This is a genomic window from Winogradskyella aurantia, assembly GCF_002266855.1.
GTDB lineage: Bacteria > Bacteroidota > Bacteroidia > Flavobacteriales > Flavobacteriaceae > Winogradskyella > Winogradskyella aurantia.
Genome location: NZ_NGJN01000004.1, coordinates 90019 through 108126 on the forward strand (window position 1 = coordinate 90019; position 18108 = coordinate 108126).

General features: G+C 36.0%; 17 protein-coding genes. 8 read left to right on the forward strand and 9 right to left on the reverse strand.

All coding sequences use genetic code 11. The annotated features are described in order from the left end of the window. The first annotated feature begins 14 nt into the window (after positions 1-14). Positions 15-560 carry a pyridoxamine 5'-phosphate oxidase family protein gene (locus CA834_RS08360; protein WP_094968245.1) on the forward strand — a complete coding sequence of 182 codons (546 nt, stop codon included), beginning with the start codon at positions 15-17 and terminating at the stop codon, positions 558-560. A gap of 92 nt (positions 561-652) precedes the next feature. On the opposite strand, the gene CA834_RS08365 is transcribed toward CA834_RS08360, so the two are convergent. Further along, positions 653-1225, reverse strand: a complete 573-nt coding sequence (locus CA834_RS08365; RefSeq protein WP_240507533.1) for an outer membrane beta-barrel protein — start codon at positions 1223-1225, stop codon at positions 653-655. Between the two features lie 202 nt (positions 1226-1427). Between CA834_RS08365 and CA834_RS08370 the strand changes: the two genes are divergently transcribed. From CA834_RS08370 to CA834_RS08390, 4 genes are all read left to right on the forward strand, one after another. After that, positions 1428-2498, forward strand: coding sequence for a DUF4198 domain-containing protein (locus CA834_RS08370; protein ID WP_094968246.1), 1071 nt, complete (start codon positions 1428-1430; stop codon positions 2496-2498). A gap of 1 nt (position 2499) precedes the next feature. Next, positions 2500-3174 (forward strand): HupE/UreJ family protein, encoded by a 675-nt coding sequence (locus tag CA834_RS08375; protein WP_094968247.1) that lies wholly within the window; start codon positions 2500-2502, stop codon positions 3172-3174. Positions 3175-3568: 394 nt separating this feature from the next. After that, positions 3569-4663 (forward strand): AAA family ATPase, encoded by a 1095-nt coding sequence (locus tag CA834_RS08385; protein ID WP_094968249.1) that lies wholly within the window; start codon positions 3569-3571, stop codon positions 4661-4663. After that, a complete protein-coding gene (locus CA834_RS08390) occupies positions 4660-7008 on the forward strand; it encodes a S8 family peptidase (RefSeq protein WP_094968250.1) in 2349 nt (782 codons plus the stop codon). The genes CA834_RS08385 and CA834_RS08390 overlap by 4 nt, the downstream gene beginning before the upstream one ends. Positions 7009-8045: 1037 nt before the next feature. Here the strand turns inward: CA834_RS08390 and CA834_RS08395 are convergent. The 4 genes from CA834_RS08395 to CA834_RS08410 are packed head-to-tail and all read right to left on the reverse strand — an operon-like array spanning position 8046 to position 10463. Next, complete coding sequence (locus tag CA834_RS08395) at positions 8046-8765, reverse strand: hypothetical protein (RefSeq protein ID WP_094968251.1); 720 nt, start codon at positions 8763-8765, stop codon at positions 8046-8048. 6 nt (positions 8766-8771) lie between these two features. Further along, on the reverse strand, positions 8772-9482 hold the full coding sequence (locus CA834_RS08400; RefSeq protein WP_133085475.1) for a DUF6090 family protein: 711 nt from the start codon (positions 9480-9482) through the stop codon (positions 8772-8774). A 3-nt stretch (positions 9483-9485) separates the two neighbouring features. Further along, positions 9486-10217 (reverse strand): hypothetical protein, encoded by a 732-nt coding sequence (locus tag CA834_RS08405; protein WP_094968253.1) that lies wholly within the window; start codon positions 10215-10217, stop codon positions 9486-9488. Positions 10218-10253: 36 nt separating this feature from the next. Further along, on the reverse strand, positions 10254-10463 hold the full coding sequence (locus tag CA834_RS08410) for a hypothetical protein (RefSeq protein WP_094968254.1): 210 nt from the start codon (positions 10461-10463) through the stop codon (positions 10254-10256). A 242-nt stretch (positions 10464-10705) separates the two neighbouring features. On the opposite strand from CA834_RS08410, the gene CA834_RS08415 reads away from it, so the two are divergent. Then, positions 10706-11011, forward strand: coding sequence for a hypothetical protein (locus CA834_RS08415; protein ID WP_094968255.1), 306 nt, complete (start codon positions 10706-10708; stop codon positions 11009-11011). A gap of 91 nt (positions 11012-11102) precedes the next feature. After that, the gene (locus CA834_RS08420) at positions 11103-13295 is read left to right on the forward strand and encodes an amino acid permease (protein WP_240507534.1); all 2193 of its coding nucleotides are present in this window, start codon (positions 11103-11105) and stop codon (positions 13293-13295) included. A 46-nt stretch (positions 13296-13341) separates the two neighbouring features. Here the strand turns inward: CA834_RS08420 and CA834_RS08425 are convergent, their stop codons facing one another. Both CA834_RS08425 and CA834_RS08430 read right to left on the reverse strand, forming a co-directional pair. Beyond that, positions 13342-14412, reverse strand: coding sequence for an alkene reductase (locus tag CA834_RS08425; RefSeq protein WP_094968256.1), 1071 nt, complete (start codon positions 14410-14412; stop codon positions 13342-13344). A gap of 50 nt (positions 14413-14462) precedes the next feature. After that, positions 14463-14834: a hypothetical protein gene (locus CA834_RS08430; protein WP_094968257.1), complete on the reverse strand. Its 372-nt coding sequence runs from the start codon at positions 14832-14834 to the stop codon at positions 14463-14465. Positions 14835-15072: 238 nt separating this feature from the next. Here CA834_RS08430 and CA834_RS08435 point away from each other — a divergent pair, with 238 nt between their 5' ends. After that, the gene (locus CA834_RS08435; RefSeq protein WP_094968258.1) at positions 15073-16005 is read left to right on the forward strand and encodes a peptidoglycan DD-metalloendopeptidase family protein; all 933 of its coding nucleotides are present in this window, start codon (positions 15073-15075) and stop codon (positions 16003-16005) included. 204 nt (positions 16006-16209) lie between these two features. Here the strand turns inward: CA834_RS08435 and CA834_RS08440 are convergent, their stop codons facing one another. Both CA834_RS08440 and CA834_RS08445 read right to left on the reverse strand, forming a co-directional pair. Further along, positions 16210-17490 (reverse strand): NAD(P)/FAD-dependent oxidoreductase, encoded by a 1281-nt coding sequence (locus CA834_RS08440; RefSeq protein ID WP_094968259.1) that lies wholly within the window; start codon positions 17488-17490, stop codon positions 16210-16212. Positions 17491-17510: 20 nt separating this feature from the next. Further along, on the reverse strand, positions 17511-17987 hold the full coding sequence (locus tag CA834_RS08445; RefSeq protein WP_094968260.1) for a DUF4251 domain-containing protein: 477 nt from the start codon (positions 17985-17987) through the stop codon (positions 17511-17513). Between the last annotated feature and the right edge of the window lie 121 nt (positions 17988-18108).

Genomic DNA, 18108 nt, shown 5'->3' on the forward strand with positions numbered 1-18108 from the left:
TTTTATAAAAAATTATGTTGGAAGAGAGTTTTTTTAAAGTTATTAAGGCTGAGTTAATCAATGGTACGGTAAAAAAGCGGCATCCGTTCCGGTATTTTAGCCTGGCCACCCTAAGTCAGGGCGTACCGCGACAACGCACGGTCGTTTTGAGAAAAATGACGACCGACCTAAGCTTAATCGTTTATACGGATACTCGGTCTCAAAAGGTCATGGATATAAAGAACAATCCCGAAGTCAGTGCCTTATTTTATCATCCTAAAAAACTGATGCAGATCACCATCATTGGTGAGGCGCAATTCGTAACCGATAAACAGGTGGTGCAACAGCATTGGAGCAGTATTTCAAACACCTCCAGAAGAGATTATATCACCACATTGGCACCGGGAACCTCTATAAAACAACCTGATGCTGTAGATTATAATGCGCAGGATTACAATTTTACGGTACTGCAAATTGTACCAAACAGAATCGAATACTTACAATTGAAACGTCCAAACCATTTACGGATAGCCTATACCAAAAAGAATACGTCTTGGAAAGGGCAGTTCATGGTACCGTAAATGGTCTTAGTCTGAGATCAAAATATGGTTTGGATAATGTGTGTGTCATTATACAAAATCGTGTATCCCCAAAAAAAAGTCATTATTCAGTTTTAAAACGATTTTGCAATGCCTACGCCAAAAACAACGTAATTAACATCAATATTGGAGGTGATTTCCCCTAATTCAATATCTCTGGAAAGAGCACGATAGCCTATTTGTGGTCTAATATGCCAGTTGCTTCCTAACTCGTAATTAATTCCAGCCCCAATTTCCCAACCAAAGCCATGACCCGAATCGTCAACAAGGTCACCATCACTATTTTCGAGCTCAATATGATTGTAGATTCCACCAGCTCTAAGTAGGTAAGACAGTTTTTCGGAAGTGCCTAAAGGATGGATAAACTGGAAGCCAAACGTATAGCCTGTTTCATCAAATTCGAAACCAGAATCCTCAAGCTTAAAATTATTGTAACCCCAACCGACATAAGCTCCTAAATGCTCCATAAAGCGGTAGCCTATTGCGGCCTCAAATCCAAACCCTGTTTTGATATTGGCCTCCCCAAAATCCGAAGTTGGGAGGTTTACTCCTGGTCGTACTTCAACAGACCATTTTTCCTGGGAAAACAGTGCGCCGTTAATCCATACCATTGAAAGCATTAAAATTACAATTTTTGAAGTTTTCATGTTTTAAGTCTTTAGTTTTGAGTATTTGGCAAATTTATCCCAAGAAGGTATTTCTAGGAATGATGCTTGTCAGTTTTGTAAAATTCTAGTTCATAGGCTTAAATCTTCCTGAAAACCCTATTCGTTGTGCATCTAAGGTTTTAGTTGCCAAAATTCCAGAATTTCTTGATATTTGAAGCTGCTAAATTCAAATCATCATCACATGAAAAAACCTCTAATGGTCCTAGCTGCTTTACTTGCATTTGTCGTTCTGTGCAGTCACGATATGTTCTTAAAGCTTGACGCGTATCACCTTCAACCCAATTCAAAAGCTGTTTTGCAACTCTTTAATGGCACTTTTGAAAAAAGCGACAATGTTATAGACCGAAATAGAATGCTAGATGTAAGCTTGGTAGGAAATGGAAAGCGTACCGCAGTAGATTCATCCAATTGGTTCGAAAAAAATGACATCACCTTTTTAAATTTCACTACTGGAAATGAGGGCACATGGGTGGCCGGTTTATCCACTGCTTCTAGGGATATTGTGCTTAAGGCAGACGATTTTAATGCCTATTTGAAGAGTGATGGGGTTCTTGAGGTCTTGGAAAATCGGAAAAAAACAAACACATTAAATGATGATGCTGTTGAGAAGTATGCCAAGCACGTCAAAACCATTTTTCAGGTAGGCGACAAATTATCAAACGATTGGAGCGTTAATTTAGGCTATCCACTAGAGTTTATGCCGCTTCAAAACCCTTATGATTTGCACCCAGGGCATAATTTGGAAGTGCGCTTACTGTATAATGGAGAGCCTCTAATTAACCATTTCGTATATGTAGGAACAGATGCCACAGCAAAAAAAGAAGAGACCACGCATAGTCACGATGGTGAAGCCGCGCATTCGCATTCGCATGACAACTCCGAAGCATCGGAACATCAGCATCCATCCACAAAACAGTTCAAAACCAATAAAGAAGGTATCGTGAGTATTGAAATAAACACCCAGGGGACTTGGTATTTAAGAACCATAAAAATGATTGAATCCGCGGATCCAAAACTGACGCATGAATCTGATTGGGCCACACTTACTTTTGGAATTGGTGCCGGGCACAACGCAGACCACAGTCATGATGAGGTCCAAGAACATGAACACGGTGCGGATACGCATACCCATGATGCCAGTACACATACCCATGAAGCACATACTGATGATGGTTTTCCGACTTATATCTTTTGGATGGCGAGCATTGTGGTGTTAGGGCTTTTGTTTTTTTGGTTCAACAGGAAGACATAAAATGAAAAAGCCTTTAAAGCCACTTAGTTTTACCTGCTTTATTTTATTACCAAGCATACTCTTGGCTCATGACGTTAGCACTGGTGATCAGGCTATTTTAGATAACGGAGGGCTTTGGTCTTACATTTGGGTAGGAGCAAAGCATATGCTTACAGGTTATGACCATCTTTTATTTTTAGCTGGTGTTATTTTTTTTATTGAAGGCTTTAAAGATATCCTTAAGTTTATTACGGTATTTACCCTTGGACATAGTATAACCCTAATTGGCGGAACCTATGCTGGCATTAACGTTAATGAATATCTCATAGATGCTGTAATTGCCTTAAGCGTTCTATATAAAGGGTTTGAAAATCTAGACGGCTTCCAACACCTATTTAAGACTAAAGCTCCAAATCTATTGGTTATGGTGTTTGGTTTTGGGCTTATTCATGGTTTAGGCTTGTCAACGCGCTTACAATCGTTTGATATGGGCCAAGACCAGTTCCTTCTTAAGATTATTAGTTTTAATGTGGGTGTGGAACTCGGGCAAATAGCTGCCTTAATTCCCATTATAATTATTATTTCCAAATGGAAGGAAAAACCGAGCTACCAAGCATTTTATAAAGCCTCCAATGTCTATTTGATTCTAGCGGGAATGGCGCTATTTTGTTATCAGTTGTATTTGTATTTTAAGTAGAGGTTTTAGCTAAAAGCCTAGAATTAAGATTATGTTGATTATCGCCTTTCAGCGCTATTACGCTAATTGTTTCTTAATGCCCTATAATGTTCTGCGTTATGCAACTTTGCTTTGGGAAAAAGCTTTTACCAAAGTAAAGTTTCTTTATTTTTTTCTTCTTAAATGTTTCTTTAAAAAATGTAATGGAATACGCTTTGCCCGAAGCGACGATAGGAGTGAAGTGGGAATGTGTATGGAATGGCTTTAAAGTCTTAATGCACAACATAATAACTAATTTATGTTACAAAAATTAGATTAAATATTACGTTTTTATACAAAAATATTACGATTTACAACATATATATTACGTTTTTTAATATATTTGTACAGTTATTTGAATTTATAAAACAAATTAATGTACACTGAAATCGTAAAAATAATTGAAGGAGGATTGGTTAACGACCCTAAGAAAGTTGCTAGTTACGCTAAACATCTTGCATCAAAACTTATAGAAGATGGAAATGAGAAACTTGGAACTAAAATATTAAATGTTTTAAAGAATAAGAAAGGACTGCCTGTCTATCAAGACAAATTATTCACCGCTCCAGTTGATAATGAAACGCGATTAAATATAGCAAACATATTGACACCTCCTGATATTGAATTAAATATCAAAATTTCTGATTCAATCAAAAGTTCGATTGAAGAATTTGTTGGAATTGTGAATGCAAAAAGTAAGTTAAACGAACTTGGAATAGAAGTAAATTCTTCTCTTTTGTTATATGGTCCTCCTGGAGCTGGCAAAACAACAATTGCAAAATATATTGCCAAGGAATTAGATTTACCATTAATCACAGCACGTTTCGATTCATTGATATCTTCGTTATTAGGAAGTACTTCTAAGAATATCAGAAAACTTTTTGATTATGCTAATGACAGGCCTTGTATATTGTTTTTAGACGAATTTGATGCTATAGCAAAAGCTCGTAATGATTCTCAAGAAATGGGAGAATTAAAAAGGGTTATTAATAGCCTATTGCAGAACATAGATGAATTTACTCAAAACAATATATTAATTGCTGCAACAAATCACGAGGAGCTTTTAGATAAAGCTATATGGAGACGTTTTGAGAAAGTTATTGAAATAGGAAAGCCAAGTACAGAGGAAATAGCAGATTTAATTGGTCTTTTTCTTCACGAAGTAGAAACAGATTTTAGGAATGATGAAAAAAAATTAAAAATTTTATCTGGAGAATTTAATTCTTTATCACATTCTGAAATTAAAAAAATAATAAACAGCTCTGTTTCTAAGAGTATTATAAATAATAAAAATGTTGTTAGATTTGAATATTTCTTATTGGAGATTTTTTTGTACAAAAATCACAACATAAAGGATGTTGACAAAGCAGTCAAGTATCTAAACGAGCACGGAGTATCACAAAATGCAATAAAAGACACTTTTGATATTTCTTTAAGACAAGTACGTAATATTTTAAGTCCACTATTATGAGCAAAAAGAATTTACCAATAAAGATTTTCGAAAAAAGAAAAGAGATAGACGAAAGGAGAGTAGAAGGAGGAGGCAATAGTGACCTTCCTAAATTTGTGCTATCAGATTCTGAGCTTTATGAAAGAGCCGAAGAATATTCAAATGTTGTTCACGAAAAATTAGAGGAGTTTGAAAAAAGACCTGATAACAGGAAATTTATTCCAACGACTTTAAATGTTGAGATTAATGATAAAGCAATAGCAAAATCACACAGGTCAGAAATTAAAAAAATCTTCAATGTTAACTACAAGCACAATTTCATTGGATTTAATGGAGCTAATAATTTGTTAGTGAAGATTGATAGTCCAAGAGACATTTATGCAATAGAAAAAAATTTAAAAAATATCAATAAGCATAAGGTTGGTTTGTCAGCTATTAGCCATATTGAAGATTTTTTTCCAGAGGTTAGAGTTGAAGAAAACGATGGAAAAGATTTAAAAGTCACAATGATTAATTACCAGAATATGGAAATTAATAATGCTGTGAAAAATGTTTTTGAAAGCTTTTGCGCTGATAATCAACTAAAATTTAAAAGAACTAATTATTCGCCCGAATTAATTATTTATAAAATTTTTGAAACAACTCATTCTACAATTGATAAGCTTCAAGAGTTTGAAGCAGTTGAATCTATAAGCTTTATGCCACAATTTACGGTAGGGTTAGATTTTGTAGAATCTAATGAAACACTTGAAATAAAAACGCCAAGTAAAGATGTTGATTACCCCATAATAGGAGTTTTGGATTCGGGTATTTCAAAAAATAAATACCTAAAACCTTGGTTAATTGACAAAAAATTTTCCTCTTATCCAGATAACTATATCAATAAAAATCACGGTACGTTCGTTTCAGGAATAATAGTCTATGGTGATGAATTAGAAAATAGAAAACTTTCTGGACTAGAAGGGTGCAAATTATTTGATGCAACAGTAATACCTGATGAAAATATCGAAAAAATCTCGGAGGATGAACTTGTAGAAAATATACGAGAGGCAATAAAACAAAATTCTGAAATTAAAATTTGGAATATGTCACTTGGGTCGAGACAGGAATCAGATGAGCATAACTTTTCGCATTTTGGGCAAGCACTAGATAGTATACAAGAAACATTTGATGTGCTAATTTGTAAATCAGCTGGAAATTGCACAAATTTTGTGAACGGCAATCCTAAAAGCAGAGTTTCGAGGTCAGCAGATTCAATACTTTCACTAGTTGTAGGTTCCATCGCTCATAATAAGAAATTAAATGATTTGGCAGATGTAGATTACCCATCTCCATTTACAAGAATAGGTAAAGGTCCATCTAATATTATCAAGCCAGAATTAGTCAGTTATGGAGGAAACGCTTCTGTCAAAAATGGAAGGATTATTAAAAATGGAGTAAATTCATTAAGTACAGATGGACGATTAGTTACAGAGGTAGGAACAAGTTTTTCTACACCCAGAGTGAGCGCTTTACTTGCTTCATTAGATATGAATATTAATGAGGGGTTTAATCCTTTATTATTAAAGGCTCTTGCTATTCATTCCGCAAAATATCCATCAGCCATCAATATGGGAATAAACGATAGAGTAAAACAAATGGGTTTTGGATTACCATCTCCAACGGACGATATTATATATAATGATGAATATGAGATAACTTTAATATTGCAAGACACTCTTATAAAAGGAGAGTTTATGGAGATTTTGGAGTTTCCTTTTCCAGAAAGTTTAATTGATGATGAAGGATATTTTTATGGTAATATCAACTTGACTTTGGTCGGCTCTCCAGTTTTAAGGAATCAAGGTAGTGAGTATTGCCAATCCAATCTTGAAGTACTCTTCGGCACATATGACAACATAAAACAAAGAGATACGAATGTTGCTACAATAATAAATGAGTTTGGACCAGATGGCGTTGAAAATGTTTTCAGAAATGGAGCTTATAAAGCAAAATACAAAAGAGATTTTGATAGTGATTATGCAAGGGAAAGAGTTCTTTTGGATTATGGAAAGAAATATCATCCTATAAAAAAATACTCAGTAAATCTAGAAGAATTAACTCCAATGAATAAAGAAAACAAACTAAAGAGTCCTAAAAAATGGTTTTTACGAGTTAAAGGCCTTTTTAGGGATTTTGCAGAAGAAATGGCTGCTCAAGATGGAGAAGAACTTAGTCAAAGCTATTGTTTAATTCTAACTATAAAGGATAATAAAAGAAAACATAAAATATATAATGAAGTAAATCAGCTATTAAGTAATGGGAATTTTAATCATTCAAATATCAAACTTAGGGAAGAGGTTAGAATAAATAATATAGCTGGTTAGTAAAAGAAATAACAAGTATTTATTAATTAAAAAAATAAAGATTATGGGGCTTAAACCAGGACCAAAAAGAATTGCTAAATCTACTGGAAAACCAGATAGGCGAGCACGAGATAATAAAAACACGCCAGGAAATACACCATCACTAAAACCACCTAAACGTAAAAAAAGTAGATAATATTAATTTTTAGATATTATGTAAAATAGAATATAAAAGCTCGAAAACGGCCTCAGAAAACTTTGGTTAAAACAATAGGCGAAAGAGCGTATATATTTTAGAGGGCTAGCAATACATATTTTTAATAAACGTAAGGTTTAAAGGTAGTTCAAAGTAATCTTAATCAGTTACAATGCTTTCTAAAATATAGCGATTGACCGGTGATTGTTTCCAAAGTTTTATGCAGCCTTGATTTTTTTTCTTTTTTTATCAAGAAAAAAAGAAAATAATAAACGATTAATAAACTCGATTTCAAATTTCAGTTGTAAATCTTGTTAAACAATTAAAATCAAAAAAAATTGAATAATAGCACAATTAGAGCAAGTGTATAGAAATTATCTCGCAGAGTAATTTTATACTCTTGCGGCAACCTTGACGAGAATCGCGTAGAAAAAAATATTGCAGGATTATTATCGAATACGCGAATTTTGAAACAATCTAAAAGGTTAGCTTTTTTATGGCGATGGCTATGCGGCTGGAAATTATTCGCAGATTTTTATTGTTTTAATAAGGAGCTCATGAATGCTTCGCTTTTGAGTTAAAAATAAATTGCAATAAGCAAAAACGATGATTAGCAAATTGCTTTGACATAAAATCGGTATCGTTATAGCACTAAAGCGTTAGAACTAATTTTATATCAAATAGCATAACTTTATGCAATATGCTTCAATAATACTTTTGTCCTATAATTTATATTATGTAAAATAGAAATTATAACCGTAACCTCTGCTTCTTTTTCCTTATAGTTTCACCCACTGGATAAAACTATTAGGTTAGTCTGTATCTTCTATGAAATATCCAAACGTCTTAGTCTATTTATAATTCATAGCATATAACGCTCCAATTCTTTTTTTGATCGGATAAGATCATAATAAAAACCTTTTACCAAATCGCCATAGCCATTGATATACAAAAACCTTAAGGATGCAATTTTGGCTTTGTGCTCGTCGCTGTATAATAAATAGCGCACACAGTCATTACCACATTTAAAATCGGTAATGAGTTCCGTATACCAAGGTTGTGTAGATTCGAGATGTTCCAAGTTGGTCTTAAACTTTTCGTAAATAATCTTTTCTATATCGTCAATATTCTTAAAATACAATTTATAGACACCGCTGAGATTAATAAGACTTTCTGAGGCTTTGGAATTGTCTAATACCGCATTATCAATCCAATTGATGCTCTGCTGGTCGAGCCCCAAATCCTTAACATCAAATAATATGGTTGAAATGAGACCAGCGTCATTGACCTTGGATTTGTCGTAATCACGACCCAGTGTTTTTAAATACACTTGGTCTAAAGAGTCCAATTCCTTCTGAAACCTATCTAAATCATGGATGTCTTTGTTCAGCTGCACCAGCACCCTGTTTTGTAGGTCTACATTGGCAGCCACCAGTTGCTCGTTAGTACTCCAATTATTAAGATACAAGGCAATGAGAATGCCCAGCACCACCAAAATAATTTCACCTAAGGCATAGATTAGGTAATTGCTAAAGCGCTTATTTTTTAAACTCGCCAAACGTATTTTATTAAAAAATTTCATAGGGTTCTAAGACTTTAAATAACGCAGCATGGCTTTTAAATCCTTTTGATACTGCTCCACACCATATAAGTAATCGTCAAAATAGATGGCTTCATAATACGTGAGCCTGTTCATATAATCTTGACCTGTAAAATAATCCAAGCAGCCGTCATTGCACTTGCCTGAAATAAACCATTCTGAAAACCAATCAAAGTTATCGCGTAGATATTTCATGTTATCCACAATTTCCTCTAAAATGATGTTATGCCTCACCTCAAAAGCCTCACGCTTGTATGCACTGTAAAATTTAACTATAGAATCGACTTTCTTACTATTCGTTTTAACGTCCTTATTAAAATTAGACAGTAAATTATAGCCATTGGAATTATAGTTGGGTATAGCAACTCTTGCTAAAATATAACGACAATCCTCACAACCCCTTATAGAGTCCTTGAATTTAGGATTATACAGCATTTTGACGGTGAGTTCTTGATCTAATTTAGATCCGGAGATAACCTCTTTGGTTTCGCTTAAATCTCCTTCAAGGTCCTTGGCAATAACCGTAATAATCCGATCTAATTCTTTTTGATCGGACTGCTCTTCTTTCCAGTTGTTCATGGCTAGAGCTAACATGATGCCAATAACCACAAGTACAATCTCTCCAAGACCATAGATCAGGTAATTTTTAAGTCGTTTCCCTTCTATCATTTTAAATCTAAACTTGTTAAATAATTTCATGGATTATCGCTTTTTTAAGCGCTCATTTAACTGCGTAATGGTTTCAATATTATAGTTTTGAAGTGCCTTTAATTGCGGTTCCAAATTGCTAAAAACCAAAGTGGAATGAATGGCTAATTGTGCTTTATACTGTTCACTTAAGTAAAATGGCATTATATCTGGATCGTCTAATTTTCCCAGAAGTAAATCCGCAATCCATGGTTGCTCCATTTTTAAATACATCATATTGTTATCAATATCGTCACTAATGCGCTTAATGGACGTAGTTATAAGATTGTCATAATACCTGTGCATGGCTAAAATATTTGAAACCAAGGTGTCTTGTTCAATTTCGGAATCTGAGTCGTTTACGTAATTTTCTAAAAGACTTATACCCTTTTGCTGCAGCTGCAGTGGTGAATACGACAGGGTAAGTCCATAGCCTTGAGGATTATCCTGATAGGTTTTAGCAGTCACCGTATCGCTTAAAAATAGTTTAAAAAAAGGCTTTCTTGTGTCTATAAAATTCAAAGTTTGGCCTACAACGGTACTGTCTATTTCTAAATCTTGCTTGTATACGCTCAGATAATTCTCTAATTGTATTTCCGCGGCCTTTTGTTCTTGGTAGTCATTTATGGCTACTGCGATTAAAATACCGATAGCCACTAAAATGATTTCTCCTAAAGCATAAAAGAGGTAATTTCTGAGACGACGTCCTTCTATCATTTTAAATCTTAGCTTATTATAAAGTTTCATGCCCTTAAAATACAAAAAAAGCCCAGCTTAAAAGCTTTAGTTCTGTTCCAGTCGGCTTGTCTTAATTAAGACAACAATACCACCTACAAGCAACGCAATACCTAGTGTGCCGCCACCTACCCAAACCCAAAAGGGCTCCTCTGAATGTTTCCAATGGCTGGCTTCTATCGCCAATGAAAGTCCAAATCCTATTAAACTTGCCCCTATTCCGCCTTGTACTAACCATTTTCGACGCTGCTTATTCATTGCCAATTATTATATAGCTCAAACCTCAAGGATAATTTGAGCTTTTTTCTTTTAATTTTTACGGTGTAACAATATAGTTAAATTCATCAATAATTCTTGCAGCTTACGTTTATCCTAAATTTTGGCACTAGAAGGCACTCATAGCGATTAATTTCGTCGTTTGTCTTAAATCTTCGGTGGCTCAGAAGCCTTGTTTATATCTTGCATATACCCTCAAACCCTAACATATAAAACTTAATCGTATGGACAAGAATCTCTCCTTATTCAATCAGATTAATAGCCTCTCATACTGGCTGTTAAAAGAAAGTCATTTTAAAAGTTCCATTTCGTTAGACGCTAGTGATGATAGTTTCTTTATTTCCATAAAAGAAGGATCTGAATCTATCTATAAGCACCATATTGAAGACTTTAGCAAAAAAGACAGTCGCTTTCTGCAGTATGAGCTATCTTCCATTGTTAGTCATTTACTTGAAATAAAAAGACATGTCTCAGCATCGTTAAGCCAAGGTTTAAACCCTTCAGGTATTGATTTAAAGTCACTCACTTAAAAGTATACGGCATAATTAAATACCTAAACATAAACACCTCTCTATTCCTTGAAATTTAGTAACTTCAGTCACACTATTATACGACTGAAACTTGAAACCTCCCATCACAACACTTAAAAAATTTGGCACCTTTGGCGGTGTTTTTACACCAACCTTTCTAACCATACTCGGTGTTATTATGTATTTACGTCTGGGCTGGGTGGTTGGTAACGCCGGTCTTTTAGGCGCTTGGTTGATTATTATCATTTCATTTTTAATCACCTTATGTACGGCACTGTCCATGTCTGCAATAACCACCAATATCAGAATTGGCGCTGGAGGCGCCTATGCCATCGTATCCCAGGCCCTGGGTCTTGAAGTTGGTGGCAGTCTAGGTATTCCGCGTTATGTGTCCCAAGGTCTTGCCGTAACAATGTATATCTTTGGGTTTCGAGAGGGCTGGTTAAGCATCTTTCCTGGACATAATGCCTTTCTAGTGGATATTTCGGTCTTTTTAACCCTATTCGTTATAGCCTATATCAGTGCCAATCTGGCTATAAAGACCCAGTTTTTTATAATGGGCGTTATTATACTCTCCTTGCTGTCCATCGTCATTGCCGCCTATAATGGTTCTATGGTAGCCCCAACCAGTGAAGCTCTAAGTTGGGGAACCTTTAAGGGATCTAGTGAGAATGGCTTCAGCGGAAGCAGTTTTTGGGTTGTGTTTGCGGTCTTTTTCCCGGCAGCCACAGGAATAATGGCCGGTGCAAACATGTCTGGTGAACTTAAAAATCCAAAGAAGAGCATCCCTACCGGTACCTTGTGGGCCATTGGTATCAGTTTTGTGATTTATATGCTCTTGGCCTTTTGGATTGCCCGAAGCGCCACGGAAGAAGAATTGCTGACCAATTATTATGTAATGGTAGATAAGGCGTATTTTGGACCACTAATCATAGCAGGTGTTTTAGGAGCTACCTTCTCCTCTGCCTTGGCTTCTATTGTTGGCTCATCGCGCATACTATTTGCTATGGGTGAACATAAGGTACTGCCCTACTCCAATATCCTGGCAGGGCAAAGTGCTAATGGCCAACCTCGAAATGCCATGTTGGTGACGGGTATTTTAGTTTTCATTACCCTTTTGTTACGAAATCTTAATGCTGTGGCACCACTGGTGACTTTATTTTTCTTGATTACCTATGCCATGATCAATATTGTAGTGATTATTGAGCAGCGCTTAGGGCTTATTAGTTACAGACCTTTATTTCCTATTCCGAAATGGGTACCCTACCTGGGGCTTGTGTCGTCCATTTTTGCCATGTTCATTATCAATCCTACCATAAGTCTTTTATCTGTTGTCATTGTGCTGGTTGTTTATTTTTATCTGTCGCGTCAAAATTTGGAAACCCCCTTTGAGGATGTCCGGTCTGGCTTGTTTGTATCCTTTGCGGAATGGGCCGCCAAGCATACCTGGGGTATGAAAAAAATGCAGCAACGTGCCTGGAAGGCCAATCTCATGGTCCCCGTAAGGGACATTCACGGTTTAAAGGGTAATTTTGAATTTCTTCGGAATATCGCCATGCCCAAAGGATCTATAAAACTTTTGGGAATTGAACCCTTTTTAGAACAAAGTAAATTGGTTGAAAAATTAGACGACATGTCAGCTGCTTTCAGGGCCAAAGGGGTGTTTTCCTCCTCTGCCGTAATTCATACACATGAATTTGCCAATGGTATCAATTATGGAAATCAAGCTCTACAAGGTGCTTTTTTCAGACCCAATATCATGTTCTTAAATTATCAAAATCACGATGACTACGAAAACGAGCTTAAGCCCGTAATGCGTGAGGCCATTCGTTTAGAGATTGGTATTCTTTTGTTTGTATCGCATCCCAAGGCCTTGTTGGGTCAGCGTAAAACCATAAATGTTTGGGTGAGCGACCGCACAGGAAACTGGGAACTCAGTTGGGACATTGGTAATTTAGACCTTTCCATTCTAATAGCCTATAAGCTCAAAATGAATTGGGGCGCAAAAATAAGGTTGATTACGGTTGTAAAGTCAGCAGAAGAAGAAATAAACGCCACTGACTTCTTAAACCAACTCATAAATCTGGCTAGGTTGCCTGACACCTTAATTGAAGTGCACTTGGGTGATTTTAAGACTGTTGTTGCCGATGCGCCTCCTGCTGATTTAAATATTTTTGGAATGGATGATACATTGGCCTATACATTTCTAAAGGATATGACCGAAAAAACAGGAAGCTCCTGCCTTTTTGTAAAGGATTCAGGACACGAAAGTATTCTGGCATAAAAAAAGCCACATTTAGTGGCTTATAACAGTTTTTTAATTTAAAATTTTAATAATCGGTGTAGCCCTCCGCTCCCGGTGTATAGAATAAATTGGGGTTAGGGTCTTTCAAATCTTCACCTTTTTTAAATTTCTCGGGTAAATCTGGATTGCTAATAAATGGTCTTCCTACGTAAACTAGGTCAAACCCTTTTTCCAATATCTTTTCCGCATCTTCCTTTGAGTTGACATCACCTCCTGTAATAATGGGTCCTGCAAAATTAAGTTTTATCGTTTTTTTAATGTCTGTTTTGAAATCTGGAGCACCCATTGTACCACTATGGTCGGCGATGTGGATATAAGCAATACCTATTTTTCTAAGTTCTGTGGCTAAGTAGGCATATAACTCTACCAAATCGTCATAATCGTAACTCACGTCATTCATAGCACCATATGGCGATACTCTTATTCCAACCTTCTCAGGACCTATAGCAGAAGCCACCTTTTTAGTGGTTTCAATGACAAAACGGGCTCTGTTTTTAAACGACCCGCCATAGTCGTCCGTGCGAAGATTAGATTTTGGATTTAGAAATTGATCCATTAAATAGCCATTGGCTGAGTGCAGTTCAACGCCATCCACTTTTGCTTTTTCTACAAGTGATTTGGCACTGTTGACGTATTCTTGCTGCGCATGCTCAATATCGTTTAAGGTCATCGCTTTGGGTGTAACGTGCGGTACATTCCCTTTTTGATCTGTATACATTTCACCAGCGGCCTTTACGGCTGATGGCGCAACAACCTCTCCTCCTTCCGGTACATTTTCTGCGGCAGCAATACGTCCGCAATGCATGAGCTGCACAAAAATATGTCCTCCATTATGGTGAACTTCTTTAGCTACTTTTTTCCAGCCTTCAATTTGCTCGGGACTGTAAGCTCCAGGAATTCTAGGATAACCTAATCCGTTTAACGAAGGCGAGGTTCCTTCTGATATGATTAGGCCAGCCGAGGCCCTTTGGCCGTAATATTTAGCCATTAAGTCATTAGGGATGTTATCAATAGCCCTAGAGCGCGTCATGGGGGCCATAATAATATGGTTTTTTAACTCTAAATCGTTTAATTTAAAGGGTTTAAATAAGTTCATGTAAAATTTGTTTTTAGTTAATTATTATGTACTTAAAAATAAGCATCCAATTATTCTTCATTGGTTGATACAACAGCGATGGGCTGTATCTCCGGTTTTAACTTTGTGTAAAGTTCAAATTGAGGCTTGGTTAAAATGTTTCTCATTTCCATGGTTTCCGCAGCTCTTAATTTTGTGATCATATCCAACTTTTTCTTACCGGAATAGGATAGGTGAATTTTCTCTTCCCGGATGAGGTATTCTTCAATTTTTTTTTGAAAAAGTATGAATTGCTTCCCATCCAAACCTATTTGATTATCATAGGTCTTCGCAATATTTTCTGAAATCACTTCAAGCGATTCTTCAGATTTTTGAAGAATTGGATCTTGTGCGTTTATGGAAATTGTTAAAAAAACAGATAGTAATATTAGTAAGGGTTTCATAATTTTTGGTTTTAATTAAGGTAACTTTTTAACGGATTCATATAAAATAATTTAAGAGACCTTAACGGTATAGCTGTGCTTTTAACATAACCTTAGCAAGGCTTGATGTAAGTTACAGATATAGAGATTATGTGCACAACTGATCTCTTTCATACACTAGAGTTGTTAAAGTGATTTGTGAAGAATAATATATCCTTTATTTTCGCGTTGATTGAAAAAAAATTCGTAAGCACTTAGAATGAAATCCCTCATTATCTCTTTAGCATTTGTCTTTGCATTTCAATCCTCAACAGCCCAGAGTGAAGAGACCCAGGGTTTAATCATAAAACTTCCCGTATCCCTATTAAAACAGGGCCTCAATTTTCAAGAAGTGGAAATCCCTATTAGTTCCCCAAAAGATAGTTCGACCGTCTATGGTAATACTCTAACAGCGGATTTTTGGGATACTACTGTCTACGATCCTTATAAAAACACCATTACAACATTTCCTTTAGCAATAAAATTTACGGATAGCACTTACGCGCCACCCATAAAACGAAGTAAGGTCATTACATCCCGATACGGCTGGCGCAAAGGAAGGCCTCACCGAGGCATTGATATCGATTTAATAACCGGTGATTCTGTTGTGGCCATGTTAGATGGTATTGTGCGCTTTGCTAGATATAGCGGAGGCCACGGTAGAACGGTAATTGTTCGTCACTACAATGGTCTAGAAACAACTTATGCCCATCTTTCTAAAATTGGCGTAAAAGCCAATGATACGGTAAGCAAAGGACAATATATCGGTAAAGGTGGTAACACCGGCCGTTCAACCGGTAGCCATTTACATTTGGAAGTAAAGTATAAAGGACAATATATCCATCCGGAATATCTCTTTGATTTTACAGAAGCAAATACCATCCGGGCACAAGAAGTTTGGGTAACACGCGAATGGGCCCGGGCTAGTTACCACAATGCAAGACAGGAGAGCGAGCTCGCCTTGTACACCACTGAGGACGAAGCCATCGCCAATGCGGTTCCAAAGCAAAACATATATGTGGTGGAACGTGGTGACACATTGTACGGTATCTCAAGGCGCAATAATGTGAGTATTACATCACTTTGCAAAGTAAACGCCATTAGAAGCAGTTCTACTCTTAAAATTGGTCAAAAGTTAATTATAGAGCCGTAATAGGCATTGAAATCTCTATATTAAAAGTGTTTCGCCTCCTAGATGGATTAACAAGAAAGTACTATCGAACACACCTAAAAATAAATAAAGTTTTACTTTTATTAACCCCTCTTAATACACTTAAATATAAGTGATTATAAATTTAATAAATTTTATATGGGTACAGGTGGATTTTATGAAATGGCAAATAGACGATTTACAGGTCTAGATATATTCAGACGTAAGGTTCTCGACGACCAACCCATCTTCCAAGCTCATAATTACACCCTGTGCGGCACGCTCTCCCGAAGTCATGGCTGCATTTAGGGAACCGTTTAACAAATGGTCTCCAGCTAAATAAATCGTGGGTTTCAATTGTGTTTCGGTTGGTGAGATGTCATAGTGCAAATCTTCCAAGTCTGGTAAGGCTTGGTTAATGTGGTACATTTTCAAGAACTTTGGTTGTTCTACACCACAGAACTGTTGTAATTCCGAAACAACCTTCTCAATTAAGTCCTTATTGGATAATTGATGGTCCTTGACTATGGTAACCGATAGTAATTCCTTAGGTCCGGATTGAGTGGTTTCAACACTATTGTGATAAAAGATATTATTAACCAAAGCATTCTTGTCAGCAACCAAGCCAATAAGGGGCTTAGATATGGTGCGTTGCTCTACTTCAAAGTAAAGATTGTCACAAGATTTCCACTTTTGGTGTTGATTCTTCAAATTAGAAACCAGTTGTGCAGCTTCTGTGGCTATAATGGTAAAGTGCGTTGGGATTTTTTCATCATTTTCTGTTAAAATATGTTTGTCCTCAACAGCCTTAACCTTGGTGTTAAATTTAATTTCAGTGTGTTTTAGCTGCGATTGTAACTGCTCTGAAATAGCACCAATTCCAGATTTAGGAAGTACGGCTAAGCCCTCTCCAAACATTTTATACACAAATTCAAACATGTGGCTAGAAGTCCTTAAGTTAGGTTCTAAAAAAATCCCTGAGAAAAATGGTCTAAAAAACTGCTCTATAATCTTATCTGAAAACCCTTTTTCTTTTAGATAAGCCAAGGTGCTTTTTGATTCGGACTCAAAAATTGTTTCTAAGGTTTTTCCTTTTAAGGCTCTGTTGAGTTTGAAAATCTTCCACTTGTCGGACAACGACCCTACAGAAGCAAACAACGTTGACCAAAAAAAGCTTATATCTCTTAAGGGGTCCCCTATGGTTTGTGATTTTCCACTATTGAATATAATAGCACCGGGAAGTAGGGGTTGTAAATTGAGTGATTTGTAGTCGAGATAATCTTTTGCTTTAGGATAGGCTTCCAATAAGACCTGAAAGCCACGGTCTAGCTGGTATCCGTTAACAATATCAGTCTTTACGCGTCCTCCTACGTTGTCAGAGGCCTCGAGAATAACAGGTTTATACCCAGCGTTCTTTAGATTAATGGCCGCAACAAGCCCGCTCACTCCCCCACCAACGATATGAATCTTATACTCGTGCCGCTCCATATTCAACGGTTTAATTTAAGTTAAAGTGCTTTAATCTTACCCGTCCAAGATATAATATCCATAGGGCTCTTTTTTACGGTTAAAAATGCATTGCCATTAGATTTAACATCTATAAATACATCATACATCTCGGATTCTGTTTCTACCTTAAATTCCACCCTAATAGTTTGTTTGTCATCATTAAAAACAGCTTCATAATTCCTAATCATGCCATCAAGGATAAAAGTCTTTTTTTCTGTTGACAATGAAGTTAAGCTCCCTTTTACATTTGATGTGTTAATTATAAATGTATTGGAATTGTCATCTATTTTCTCTCTGTTTTTATTATTGTACACATATCCTCCAATAAATTGATACTTTTGAGATTGTATCTTCTTTTTTGAAGCATTGTAACTGCTTTGAAATACATCCTTTTGTGATCTCTGGCTTTCTTGTGAAATCGCTGTAAATGAAGACATCAGACCTGCGACTAAGAAAACAATACATATATACCTCATGATACTATTTTTATTCTAAGATAATATTAATTACTGCAATATAATTACTGTCATTATATTTTGTCAATGAAACAAATGCCTAGTTACAAAAGAACGGTGCATTTACTTTAACAATTATAAT

What these genes read in the sequence shown, in the direction of transcription:
- CA834_RS08360 (WP_094968245.1), top strand. Translation starts at nt 15, where the DNA reads ATGTTGGAAGAGAGTTTTTTTAAAGTTATTAAGGCTGAGTTAATCAAT.
- CA834_RS08365 (WP_240507533.1), bottom strand. Translation starts at nt 1,225, where the DNA reads ATGAAAACTTCAAAAATTGTAATTTTAATGCTTTCAATGGTATGGATT.
- CA834_RS08370 (WP_094968246.1), top strand. Translation starts at nt 1,428, where the DNA reads ATGAAAAAACCTCTAATGGTCCTAGCTGCTTTACTTGCATTTGTCGTT.
- CA834_RS08375 (WP_094968247.1), top strand. Translation starts at nt 2,500, where the DNA reads ATGAAAAAGCCTTTAAAGCCACTTAGTTTTACCTGCTTTATTTTATTA.
- CA834_RS08385 (WP_094968249.1), top strand. Translation starts at nt 3,569, where the DNA reads ATGTACACTGAAATCGTAAAAATAATTGAAGGAGGATTGGTTAACGAC.
- CA834_RS08390 (WP_094968250.1), top strand. Translation starts at nt 4,660, where the DNA reads ATGAGCAAAAAGAATTTACCAATAAAGATTTTCGAAAAAAGAAAAGAG.
- CA834_RS08395 (WP_094968251.1), bottom strand. Translation starts at nt 8,765, where the DNA reads ATGAAATTTTTTAATAAAATACGTTTGGCGAGTTTAAAAAATAAGCGC.
- CA834_RS08400 (WP_133085475.1), bottom strand. Translation starts at nt 9,482, where the DNA reads ATGAAATTATTTAACAAGTTTAGATTTAAAATGATAGAAGGGAAACGA.
- CA834_RS08405 (WP_094968253.1), bottom strand. Translation starts at nt 10,217, where the DNA reads ATGAAACTTTATAATAAGCTAAGATTTAAAATGATAGAAGGACGTCGT.
- CA834_RS08410 (WP_094968254.1), bottom strand. Translation starts at nt 10,463, where the DNA reads ATGAATAAGCAGCGTCGAAAATGGTTAGTACAAGGCGGAATAGGGGCA.
- CA834_RS08415 (WP_094968255.1), top strand. Translation starts at nt 10,706, where the DNA reads ATGGACAAGAATCTCTCCTTATTCAATCAGATTAATAGCCTCTCATAC.
- CA834_RS08425 (WP_094968256.1), bottom strand. Translation starts at nt 14,412, where the DNA reads ATGAACTTATTTAAACCCTTTAAATTAAACGATTTAGAGTTAAAAAAC.
- CA834_RS08430 (WP_094968257.1), bottom strand. Translation starts at nt 14,834, where the DNA reads ATGAAACCCTTACTAATATTACTATCTGTTTTTTTAACAATTTCCATA.
- CA834_RS08435 (WP_094968258.1), top strand. Translation starts at nt 15,073, where the DNA reads ATGAAATCCCTCATTATCTCTTTAGCATTTGTCTTTGCATTTCAATCC.
- CA834_RS08440 (WP_094968259.1), bottom strand. Translation starts at nt 17,490, where the DNA reads ATGGAGCGGCACGAGTATAAGATTCATATCGTTGGTGGGGGAGTGAGC.
- CA834_RS08445 (WP_094968260.1), bottom strand. Translation starts at nt 17,987, where the DNA reads ATGAGGTATATATGTATTGTTTTCTTAGTCGCAGGTCTGATGTCTTCA.